Annotated in this window: 11 protein-coding genes; 9 read left to right on the top strand and 2 right to left on the bottom strand. The window is 63.8% G+C overall.

The window, feature by feature from the left end; genetic code table 11:
- The coding region (locus VFG49_RS17025) for a M28 family peptidase (RefSeq protein WP_324862733.1) at nucleotides 1-1,979 on the bottom strand (1,979 nt) is incomplete at its 3' end.
- A gap of 195 nt (nucleotides 1,980-2,174) precedes the next feature.
- On the opposite strand from VFG49_RS17025, the gene VFG49_RS17020 reads away from it, so the two are divergent.
- The 7 genes from VFG49_RS17020 to VFG49_RS16990 all read left to right on the top strand — a co-directional run bounded on the left by VFG49_RS17020 (nucleotide 2,175) and on the right by VFG49_RS16990 (nucleotide 9,313).
- Entirely contained in the window at nucleotides 2,175-2,345 is a 171-nt protein-coding gene (locus VFG49_RS17020; RefSeq protein ID WP_324862731.1) for a hypothetical protein, read from the top strand.
- Nucleotides 2,346-3,145: 800 nt separating this feature from the next.
- Entirely contained in the window at nucleotides 3,146-3,571 is a 426-nt protein-coding gene (locus VFG49_RS17015) for a hypothetical protein (RefSeq protein ID WP_324862729.1), read from the top strand.
- Between the two features lie 269 nt (nucleotides 3,572-3,840).
- On the top strand, nucleotides 3,841-4,461 hold the full coding sequence (locus tag VFG49_RS17010) for a hypothetical protein (protein ID WP_324862727.1): 621 nt from the start codon (nucleotides 3,841-3,843) through the stop codon (nucleotides 4,459-4,461).
- Nucleotides 4,462-4,594: 133 nt separating this feature from the next.
- Entirely contained in the window at nucleotides 4,595-4,945 is a 351-nt protein-coding gene (locus VFG49_RS17005) for a DUF4242 domain-containing protein (RefSeq protein ID WP_324862725.1), read from the top strand.
- Between the two features lie 86 nt (nucleotides 4,946-5,031).
- Nucleotides 5,032-7,614 (top strand): ATP-binding protein, encoded by a 2,583-nt coding sequence (locus VFG49_RS17000; RefSeq protein WP_324862723.1) that lies wholly within the window; start codon nucleotides 5,032-5,034, stop codon nucleotides 7,612-7,614.
- Between the two features lie 112 nt (nucleotides 7,615-7,726).
- The gene (locus VFG49_RS16995; RefSeq protein ID WP_324862721.1) at nucleotides 7,727-8,437 is read left to right on the top strand and encodes a DUF899 family protein; all 711 of its coding nucleotides are present in this window, start codon (nucleotides 7,727-7,729) and stop codon (nucleotides 8,435-8,437) included.
- Nucleotides 8,438-8,590: 153 nt separating this feature from the next.
- Nucleotides 8,591-9,313: an SDR family oxidoreductase gene (locus tag VFG49_RS16990; protein WP_324862719.1), complete on the top strand. Its 723-nt coding sequence runs from the start codon at nucleotides 8,591-8,593 to the stop codon at nucleotides 9,311-9,313.
- Nucleotides 9,314-9,375: 62 nt separating this feature from the next.
- On the opposite strand, the gene VFG49_RS16985 is transcribed toward VFG49_RS16990, so the two are convergent.
- A complete protein-coding gene (locus tag VFG49_RS16985; protein WP_324862716.1) occupies nucleotides 9,376-9,786 on the bottom strand; it encodes a VOC family protein in 411 nt (136 codons plus the stop codon).
- A gap of 184 nt (nucleotides 9,787-9,970) precedes the next feature.
- Between VFG49_RS16985 and VFG49_RS16980 the strand changes: the two genes are divergently transcribed.
- Nucleotides 9,971-10,228, top strand: a complete 258-nt coding sequence (locus tag VFG49_RS16980; protein WP_324862714.1) for a hypothetical protein — start codon at nucleotides 9,971-9,973, stop codon at nucleotides 10,226-10,228.
- A 154-nt stretch (nucleotides 10,229-10,382) separates the two neighbouring features.
- Complete coding sequence (locus VFG49_RS16975; protein ID WP_324862712.1) at nucleotides 10,383-11,186, top strand: hypothetical protein; 804 nt, start codon at nucleotides 10,383-10,385, stop codon at nucleotides 11,184-11,186.
- The last annotated feature ends 261 nt before the right edge of the window (nucleotides 11,187-11,447 follow it).

Raw genomic sequence — 11,447 nt, 5'->3', positions numbered from 1 at the left:
GCCTGCGCACTGGCCTTGAGCTTTTTCGCCGCCTCGTCCAGTGGTGCGAGCCGGATGTCCGGCACGTCGGAATCGCGCACGGGCGCCCCGATCGGACGGGTGGGATCGGACACCAGCGCAAACGCCTTGCCGTCGATCAGCTTGTGCTGCTCGTCGGTGTCCTTGCGCGTGTTCTCCACCAGCTTGTGCAGCTCGTCGACATACTGATCGATCGTCTCGCTGAAATCGGCGAAGCGCATCGGCAATACCTGCGCGTCGGCCATGCGCAACACCACATGCCCGGCGACCTTCGACAAGGTCACGCCGTACGAGAAGTCCGGATCACCGAAGCGCACGTAGTGCTCGAACGTGTCGTACTGCGAGTGATAGATGCCGTCCTGATCGTCTTCACCGCCGAAACCCAGGTCGAGCGAGGCAATGCCCAGGTGCTCGAGGAAGGCGCTGTAGTCCGAGCCCGAACCCAGCGCCTCGATCGGCACGTCGCCGCCCGTGGCCGCCGCCTTCGCACGCTCCTTCAGCGCGGGCTTGGCATCCTTGCCGCTGGCATCGACCAGCACGCGTGCACGCAGGCGCTCGCGCACGCTCACCTTGGTTTCCGGATCGGTCACGCCGTCGGCCACCTGGTTCACCAGGTGCTGCAGCGAATGACTGCCACCGGCCTGCAGGAAGCCGCGGCCATTGGTGTCGGAATTGAGATAGAGAACCGCTTTCTGCTTGAGCTCGTCGGCGTGCGTCTCGGCCCATTCGGTGGAACCCAGCAATCCCGGCTCCTCGCCGTCCCAGCTGGCATAGACCAGGGTGCGCTGTGGCCGCCAGCCCTGCTGGTAAAGCGCACCGATGGCTTTGGCTTCGGCCAGCAGCGCCACGTTGCCGGCAAGCGGATCCCACGCGCCGAACACCCAGCCATCGTGATGGTTGCCGCGCACGATCCACTGGTCCGGCTCGGTGGAACCCTTGAGCACGGCGATCACGTCGTACACCGGCTTCTGCCCCCAGTCGGACAGCACGGTGAGATGCGCCTGCGCGGTACTCGGCCCCATGCGATAGGTGAGCGGCAGCGAACCGCGCCACGACCCTGGCGCCACGGGACCGGCCAGCGATTGCAGCAGCGGCGTGGCATCCGCATAGGAAATCGGCAGCACGGGAATCTTCAGCACCGTCTTCGCGTCTTTCAGCGCAAGGCGCTTGGCCTCCGGCGTGGAGCCGACGCCGGGCGTGAGCGGATCGCCGGGATACTGCTGCATGTCGGCCACCGAGCCGCGCTGCACGCCATCCTGCGGACGCCAGCCACCTTGTGGGTACGGTTCGCCCTGCGCGTAACCGTCGTCGTGCGGATCGGAATAGATCAGGCAGCCCACCGCGCCGTGTTCCTGCGCAAGCTTGGGCTTGAGGCCACGCCAGCCGCCGCCGTAACGCGTGATGACGATCTTGCCGCGCACGTCGATGCCGCGCCGCGCGAGCTCCTTGTAGTCATCGGGCATGCCGTAGTTGACGTACACCACTGGCGCGGTGACGTCGCCGTCGCCGCCATACACGTTATACGGCGGCAACGCGTTTTCACGGATGGCCGAACTGGCGTCACCGGCCACCGCGGGCTCGCTCAGCCTGGCTGTGTACGGATGCGGCCCCTTGAGTTCCAGCGCGATCTTCTTCGGCGTGGGATACAGCACGCTGAAGGTCTCGATGTGTGCATCCCAGCCCCACGCGCGGAACTTGGCCAGCATGAATTCGGCGTTCGCCTTGTCGTGCGGCGAGCCGACCTGGTTGGGCTGCGACGACATCTGCTTGAGCCATTCGCGCTGGTCGGCGGGATCGAGCAAGGCGTCGAAACGCTGCTCCAGGCTTTGCTGCGCGGTGGCGCCCTGCGCGGAAAAGCCAAGCATGGCGTCATCGTGAGCTTGCTGGTCGGCAGCGAAGGTGCTGCCCATCATGGCCAGCAGGCAGGCCGCCAGCAGCGGACGGATCGTCAATCGGGTCATGCCTTTCTCTCCCGGGGCGGTGGATGGTGTCGCAAGCCGGCCCGTCGAAGGCCCGCCCGTACCGGCTCCCTGGCTGTGACACAGCCAAAGACATGCGACCCCGGCGTGGCGGGCGCAGCGGCTGGAAGCGCCGGCCCAAGCCCCCGTTATAGCGCATGCGGTGACTGCCTGGTATTCACGCGAAATGACCGCGAGTTGCGCATCAAGAAGGGCTCGCTGGGCACGGTCGAGCGCGCCCTGCCCGGCGTCTTGTCCGTAAAACTGGTGAGCGGCGAATCCGCCACAGTCGTTGCCGAGAAGTACAGCGCGGAGATCACCAATTATTTGCCGCTGTTTTGGCCGCACACCAATACACGCTGCCCATAAACTCATCAAATACAACGCGGCATGCAGCGTCGCTCGATCGCACCGAGTAAGCCAAATAGAAGGTGTGGATCAAATTATTCAACGGACGCTTCGGCGATAAGCCCCTCAACTGGCACCGGCTCCTAAGTGCGATTATGTCCGTACCGAGATCTAGATCTGATGCTGCCTATGCGAAGCTGTTAGAAGAAATTCGCACTTCAATTCGCAGAGATAACTGCAAGCGAAAGGTAGCGAAAGACTCTGTGCTCCCGGTGAGCTTCGTGAGCCAGGGTGATTGTTCCGCCATGCCATTCCCGTCACCGTTAACGTCGACAATGCATCCATAACCATTGATGAGTTTGTAGTACGTGCGGAAAATTACCGGCTGGAGAATCACAAATGCCACGCTTGCTTAAACTCGTCGCCATCTTTTATTCAATCTTGATTGCAGGCGTAGCTTTGTGGGCCTGGTGCAATTATTTGGCCAATTTAGACTCACCGAAGGAGCACTTGCTTCCAGGTATCGCTCTTGCGTTGGTAGGCATGCCGTCATCCTTGATGACGGAACGGTTAATATCGTGCTTCCCTAGGATTGTGAGCAGTCCAATATCGATTATGTTTGTCATGACTTTGGCTGCGTCGTTTCAGGGGAGCGTGCTTTGGTGCTTGTTCATGTATTTCCTCAAGAGAAGTGAATCACGATCAAGCCGGACTAAATAGTCGCAAGGCGCTCAATGCGATGCCCTGGAATCCAATAGTCAATCTGGATCTACGGCGGTTACGACATAGGCAATCCGCTCCATCGTTGCAATCGATCCCACATGCAAACAACCCCACACGAACAAGACGACTTCGAAAATGCCTTCTTCTACTTCGTGGATGCTCTTAAGACTCTCGGCTTAGCGGCGGAAGCGCAATGCGATCAAATGGGCAATTACAATGTGCCGTGGGAGCTTCGTCACGATGTTTCCGAAGGTGCCATGGCAATTACCCAGGCACCGATTTCCTACTTGGGTATCGAGCAGGCCACACGAGTGATGGAGTTAGTTTCGGCATTGAACGCCCTTCCCGATGAGGCCATAGCTCCGCCAGGAACACTTACGGATAACCACGAAGACTCCTTGAAGGCCATGAGGCATCCCTCCTGGGAGCCTATTCGTCGTCAAGCTATAGGGGTGCTGCAGCTTCTTGAGCCAGCAATCGAGCGGAACAATAGATACTTCAGCGATGCCAATTCGCGTCATTGATCCGGCCGCAACAAACGAGAATTACGCGACATCGTTATCGCAACGCGCCATTTTTTCTGAATGATCTCTGGCGAAAGATGGGCGCCGCATTGCTGACTAGGGGCCGCTCCTTGGCTACCCTCCCGCCGCGCTTGACAGATGTCACGCCTCGCGGCGCAAGAAATTGCCGGGCCGCCGGAAAACTGAAGTTTCCCGCCATCGGGCCGATAAGCCAGTCAGGCCCGAGGAGCGGATTGCCGCCCGGGACGCCTCTTGATGGCAGGATCCCGATGCTGCACCCGTCGCCCAACATTGCCTATCTCAAAGCCGCCTGGGCCGCCTTTGCCGGCATCAGCGGCAACAATGCCGGCCAGAGCTACGAGGCGGCGGGCCTGAGCTTCACGCGCATCAACCACTCCACGCTGGTGCACAAGAATCGCGTGCAGGTATCGACCATGCCGGTGCACTACTCCCGGCACGAACTGCGCTCGGGCTTCCTTGGCCGCATCGAAAACGAAGTGCGCAAGGCGGTGACCCAGATGGAAGCCGTGCTGCTGCGCGAGTTGTGCATTCCCTACGGCCACACGCTGGTGATCGAACAGGAGGAATGCCTGCGCCAGTTGCGCCGCCGCGGCCATCGTTCGCTCACCATCACCGTGAAGCCCGATGACACCGAAGGGCTCGACACCCACGCACACTTCGAAATGCACGTCTTCCTCGACTCGCCGCGCGCCTGCGTGTTCGCCAGCCTGGCTGACGCCCAGGGACGCAAGCAGATCGACGTGCTTGCGCAGGCCAGCAAGCGTGCCCGCGTGCCTCGCGCCGACAGCTACGAGGCGCTGGCCGAGCAGATGGCTGCCACGCTCAATAATGCCGTGGGCCCCTATCTCACCGAGCGTCTCGGCGCCTGACCCTCGCGCGGCCCGCGAAAAATAGGGGACGCCACGACGCAAACTGGGGGACATCCCCGATGTGGCGGCATGCCCGTTTTCCTAGTCTGGCCCTGCAGCCGAAATGCGCTGCATCCGCCAAGAGGAAGTCGTCATGCCACGTTATGTCGTCGAACGTTCGTTCCCGGAAGGCCTGTCCCTGCCCACCAATATCGCCGGCGCATCCAAGTGCGTCGAGATCGTCAACACCAACGCCGAGGAAGGCGTGACGTGGTTGCACTCGTACGTGAGCGCGGACCACACCCGCACCTACTGCGTCTACGACGCGCCCAATCCGGAAGCCATTCGCCAGGTGGCGCGCCGCAACGCGCTGCCGGTGGACCAGATCACAGAGATCTCGGTACTCAACCCATACTTCTATCTCAGCATGGCCGGCGCCACCCGCGCTTCAGCCAATCGCACGGTGTACCGGGCGCCATGGAAGCCGTTCCGGTATTTTCTCTGATAGGGCGAACGGCCTAGGAAGACTGGCGTTCTCTCCAGCACGCAGGGATGGTGCGACAATCCACGGGTTCCCAGGAGCACCGAGCCGTGGAACTGATCGAACGTGACTACGCCTTGCAGCGTCTGCACGACGCGCTTGCGTTGGCGCAGCAAGGCGCGGGTCGCACGGCACTGGTTTACGGCGAGGCCGGCATCGGCAAGACCTCGCTGGTCCAGTGCCTGGCGACCGGACATCGCCAGGGAAGGCTCCTGCGCGGATGGTGCGAGGCCTTGTTCTCGCCGCAGCCGCTGGGGCCGCTCTACGACATGGCCGAGTCATTCAGCGCACGCACGCAAGATCTGCTCGGGCGCGAAGGCGGGCGCGCAGGATTGTTTGCCTCCCTGCTGGCCGACCTGAAGGCGTTCGACGGCACCACGCTGGTGATCCTGGAAGACCTGCACTGGGCCGACGCCGCCACGCTCGACCTCGCCAAATACCTCGCGCGACGCGTGCAGCACATGCCCGTGTTGCTGGTGCTGACGTATCGCGATGACGAGCTGGATGATCGCCATCCGCTGCGGCTGCTGTTCGGTGAACTGCAATCCGATGTCGCCGTCCGCATTCCGTTGCTGCCGCTGACCGAAGTTGGCGTGGCTGATCTTGCACAGCGCAACGGCCATTCGGCGGAGGGCTTGTACGCGGCCACCGGCGGCAACCCGTTCTTCGTCACCGAAGCGATCACGGCGGAAGGCGTGCCCGTCTCCGTGCGTGATGCCGTGCTGGCGCGCGCCGCGCGCCAGCCGCCGGACGTACGCGCCATGCTGGACCTGGCCGCCATCGTGCCCGCGCGCATCGACATGGCGCTGGTCGATGCGCTGCTCTCGCCGTCGCGCGAAAACATCACCACGGTGCTCAGCTCCGGATTGCTGTCGGCGGACGAAGGCACCTACGCCTATCGCCACGAGCTTGCGCGCATGGCGGTGGAGCAGGCGCTGCCCGTGCCCGTCGCCACATCGCTGCACGCGCGTGTGCTGCATTACCTGGAAAGCATCCAGGGCACACCCCTCGCCCGACTGGTGCATCACGCTGCGGGCGCCGGCGATTGCGCTGCGGTGATGACCTATGCACCCAGGGCCGCGGCCGATGCGGCCCTGCACGGCTCCCATTGCGACGCCGCGTGGCTGTACGGCAGAGCACTGGCGCATGCGGGTGCACTTGCCGACGAGCAGCGCGCCGACCTGCTCGAGCGGCACGCCTACCAGTGCCATCTCACCAGCCAGATCGACCTGGCCATCGCCTCGTGCAGCGCATCGCTGGATATCTGGCGACGATTGGGCAACGCACGACAGGAAGGCCACATGCTGCGCTGGCTATCGCGCATGTGCTGGATCGCCGGGCGCAACGCCGATGCCGAGATGCATGCCGATCAGGCCGTGCAGTTGCTGGAGGTCCACGACGCCGGCAGCGAGCTCACCTGGGCACTGAGCAATCGCGCGCAACTGCACATGCTTGCCGGGCGCACCGATGACGCCGTGCATTGGGGCGAACGCGCGATCGAGCGGGCCACGCGAGATAGCGACACCGAAATTCTCGCGCATGCGCTCAACAACGTCGGCACGGCACTGTCGGCGCGCGGGCATGCGAAAGGCTTCGGCATGATCGAACGCAGTCTCGCGCTGTCGATCGAACATGGCTACGGCGAGCATGCCGCGCGCGCCTACGCCAACCTCACGAGCACGGCGGTGACGACGCGCGACTACACCGGCGCACAGTGGCACATCAGCCGTGCAGCCAGCTATTTCGCCGAACGCGACCTGGACTCCTGGTCGCACTACGTAATGGCCTATCAGGCACGGCTGGACTTCGAGCTGGGCCGATGGGAAACGGCAGCCGCGCTGGCCAGTCGCCTGCTGGCACGCGCCGACGTCACGCCCATCACGCGCATCCCCGCCCTCGCGGTGCTCGCACGTATCCGCCTGCGACGCGGCGATCCCGGCGCGGAGGAACTGCTGGAAGAAGTCAGCCAGCTCGCCTGCGCCACCGGAGAATTGCAACGGCTTGCCCCCGTCGCCTCGGCACGCGCCGAACGCGCATGGTTGCGTGGCGAGGCGGCACTGGACGATCCGGTCGTGCGGAAAACCTGCGAGATGGCCGCCCGCCTGCACGATCCGCGTGCGCTGGGCGAGCTGTGCTTCTGGTGTCGATGGACGGGCGCCGACTGGACCAGCGGCGGCGATATCGAACCGGCCTACGCCCTGCAACTCGATGGCGACTGGCAAGCCGCTGCGTTGGCCTGGCAAAGCGTGGGTTGCCCCTATGAGCGCGCACTCGCCTTGCTGGAAGGGGATGAAGCCAGCCTGCCCGAGGCACTGGCGACATTCACCTCACTGGAAGCCTGCGCCACGCTCAAGCGCTCGCGCGAGCAATTGCAGCGTGCGGGCGTGAAAGGCATCGCCCGAGGTCCACGCGCCACCACGTCATCCGACCCGGCGGGACTCACGCTGCGCGAGCGGCAGATCCTCGCGCTGCTGGCCGAGGGATTGTCGAATGTCGAAATCGCCTGCCGCCTGGCGAGATCGGAGAAGACCGTGGAACACCACGTCTCGGCGGTGCTGCGCAAGCTCGACGCCCATTCGCGCGGCGAGGCCGTAGCGATGGCGGGCCGCCTCGGGCTGGGCGAACCCCGCTGAACAAGCGGCAACACCGCCTGTCGAAATCGGCGCGATCCGTTCGTCTCCACCAGGAGACGTCGTCACCGGCAGTGACGGCGGCACCTGTCCCCTGACACCGCCGAGGTCCACCATGAATGATGTTGCCACCCTTGTTCCCGCCGCCGAACTGGTACGGCGCAACGGCATGCGTTTCCCGCGCGAAAGTGACGACTACCGCCGCGCCCGCGACATGCTGCTGGCCGAGGAAATCGAACTGCGCCGGCACGTCGAGCGCGTGGCCGAACAACGCCGCGCCCTGCCGCCCGGCCCTGTGGCGGAAGGCGACTATCGCTTCATGGGTGAAGAAGGACCGGTCGACCTGGCTGGCCTGTTCGGCGACAAGCAGACGCTGGTCACCTACAGCTACATGTTCGGTCCGCAGCGCGAACGTCCCTGCCCCATGTGCACGTCGCTGCTGGGTGCGTGGGATGGCGAGGCGCGCGACATCGGCCAGCGCGTATCGCTCGTCGTCATCGCACGTTCACCGCTGGAACGCCTGCTTGCGTTCAAGAAGGAACGCGGCTGGCAGTCGCTGCGCCTGTATTCGGACATCAACGGCCACTTCAGCCGCGACTACTTCGCCATCGGCGACGACGGCGGCGACATACCGGCCTTCAACGTGTTCACCCGCCGCGATGGCGCCATCCGCTTGTTCTGGGCCGGAGAAATGGGCGGCGAAACGGCCGATCCCGGCCAGGACCCGCGTGGCGCGCCCGACCTGATGCCGTTATGGACCGTGCTGGACAACACGCCCGAAGGACGCGGCACCGACTGGTATCCGAAGCTCGAATACCCACGCTGACTGCTGAAAGCCACCTCGGGCGCCGGAGCCCATCGGCGCCTGAACATCTTCGACGGCGTCGAATGATTCCATCGGACGCTCCGTACGTGCCGGACGCGGATCGGGCGCAACCTTGCTCTCGTCCCCGATCCTTCCCCACTTGCGGAGTCTTCCATGTCATCTCGGACCTTTCTTGTCACCGGTGCCACCAAGGGCATCGGCCGCGCCATCGCCGAGCGCTTGTCCGGCGCCGGCCATCACGTCGTCGGCCTCGCCCGCAACGCGGACGATCCGAGCTTCCCCGGCACACTGGTCGCCGTCGATCTCGGCGATCGGCAAGCCACCGCCAAGGTGCTGGCGGAACTGCAGTCACGCTTCACCTTCGATGGCGTGGTCAACAACTTCGGCTATGTGCGTCTCGCGCAGGTCGACGAACTGGACGAAAGCGAACTGGAGCAGATCCTGCTGCTCAACCTGATGCCGACGCTGCAGACCACGCAAGCCGTGCTGCCCGCCATGCGCAAGCGCGGCTGGGGACGCATCGTCAATATCACCAGCCTGGTTACGCTGGGCATCGTGGGCCGCACCGCCTACGCCGCGGCCAAAAGCGCCATGCACAGCTTCACCCGCACCTGGGGCCTGGAGCTGGCCGACACCGGCATTACGGTGAACTCGGTGGCACCCGGCCCGATCGACACCCAGCTGTTCCGCGAGAACGCACCTGCCGGCAGCGAGGCCGAGCAGCGCTTTCTCTCGCTGGTGCCGATGAAGCGCGTGGGCAAGCCCGACGAGATCTCCGCCGCCGTGGAATTCCTGCTCTCCGACGGTGCGGCGTACATCACCGGGCAGACCTTGTTCGTGGATGGCGGTGCATCGATCGGCCGCGCACCGGTATAAGCGCATAACGCCTAGCCCGCCAGGTGCGTTGCCTGGCGGGCGAAGCGGGCTTCAAGGCGGCTTCATTCGCCCGGCGTCTTCATGCAGTTGATCATCCATGCCTTGCCGTAGCGGTCGGTGAGCATGGCAAAGCGCTTTGACCAGAAGGTTTCCGCGATCGGCATCTGCGCCTCGCCACCGTCCATCAATCCGTGGAAGATCCGCTCCGCTTCCTCCGGCGTGTCGACCTGGACATTCACGCAACCCCGGTCGTTCTTGTTGCCTGGCGGGCCGTCCGCACCCATCAGGATGGTGCCGGCACTTTCCAGCTGGTTATGCATGACGCGCGCGTGCATCTCGGCGGGCACTTCGCTGGCCACCGGCGATTCGCCGTAGGTCACTCGCATGGTGACGCTGCCCTTGAACACCTTGGCGTAGAAATCAAAGGCTTCGCGACACTGCCCGTCGAAATCGAGATAGGGAATGAATTGCATGGTGGACTCCTGGCAGGGGAACGGCCGCCGTGATGGCAACCCTCTTCCAGGCAACGAACGGCGCGTGCCCAAATCGACACCTTCTCCATGACCGTCGCCACCGTGGCGCCGCCCGCCGGAGGGCACCCTTGCGGTCCTTCCATGCTCCGGGCACTCTTGCGCGTTTTCACCAAGCGGAAGCGTCATGTCCAAGCAAGAGAACATCATCCAGATCATCCCGGCCACCGGCTGGGTGGCCGTGTACGACGTGGACGGCGTGGAAACCGCCGAATCCGTCGTCTGCTTCGCCCTGGTGGAAGGCGAAGGCCGCGGCGTACGCGCCATGCGTGCCGATGGCAAGCGCATCGCGTTCGCCGATGAGACGGCCAACTTCCTGCGCGTGGAAGAGCTGTCCGATTTCGAAGACGAGGAAGACGAAGAAGATGAGGAAGACGAGGAGTAAGTCGCTCCTCTCTCTTCGCCATGCCTCCAGGGCGGCCGGTGTCGATCACCGGCCGCTTTTTTATGGGCGCCGCCGTGCCAGCCCACTGCAGGCGCACATACCCCACGATCGCATTCGGCGTAGTCTTGGCGTCCAACGTCAGGAGGGTATGGTCATGTCGCACCGCTGCCGCACGCTGATGTCCCTGGGTCTTGTCGCGCTGGCCTGCATGGCCGGCTCGCACGCCGCAACACCGCCGGCCGGCGAGGTCACCCTGCAACAGGCTGCCAACGGCAGCTGGCGCTCGGACGCCAACAAGGCGCGTAACACCTATCGCCATCCCGTGGAAACGCTGGAATTCTTCGGTATCCGTCCGGACATGACGGTAGTGGAGTTGTCGCCCGGTGGCGGCTGGTACACCGAAATCCTCGCGCCTTATCTGTCCGCCCATGGCCAGCTGGTCGAAGCCGCTTCGCCGAAGGCCGAGAAATTCAACGCCAAGCTCAAGGCCGAACCGGCAATCTACGGCCACATCGCCAGGGTGATTCCCTTCGCACCGCCCGAACAGGTCAGGCTGGGCGCGCCAAACTCGGCGGACATGGTGCTGACATTCCGCAATGCGCACGACTGGTTGATTGACAGTCCCGAAACGCTGGACGCCGTTTTCAAGTCCGCGTTCGAGGTGCTCAAGCCAGGCGGCGTGCTGGGCATCGAGGAACATCGCGCCAAGCCCTTCGGCGACGCGCATGTCACGGCCGGCGCGCTGCATCGCATTTCCGAGGACTACATGATTTCGCTGGGACTGAAGACTGGTTTCCGGCTGGCCGGTGTCTCGCAGGTCAACGCCAATCCCAATGATCCCGAGGACATCAACGTCCATCGCCTGCCACCCGATCTCGCCGGCCCCGAAGACGAGCACGCGAAGATGAAAGCCATCGGCGAATCCGACCGCATGACGCTGAAATTCGTGAAGCCCTAGGTGCCATGCAGCGATGAAGCCCCAGGTGTGCAGCAGGTCCTGGATGCCGTTGATGGCGAACTGAGCGCACATCTTCAGCAAACTTCTTCGACGCGAGTTCACCGCCGCCATCACTGCGTATGAACGGGGCGTGTCCTAGATTTTGTGTAAACGGGTCTTTGGCAGGACACTGCCACCTGACCCGGAGACACCATGAGTCCACGCAAGCACGACGTACCCGACGAGCTGCTTAGCAGCCTGTTGGCGAACTACAAGAAACCG

This window comes from Dyella sp. (genome assembly GCF_035685885.1).
GTDB lineage: Bacteria > Pseudomonadota > Gammaproteobacteria > Xanthomonadales > Rhodanobacteraceae > Dyella.
The sequence above is the reverse complement of the archived record's forward strand: the minus strand, read 5'-3'. Positions and strand labels throughout refer to the sequence as shown.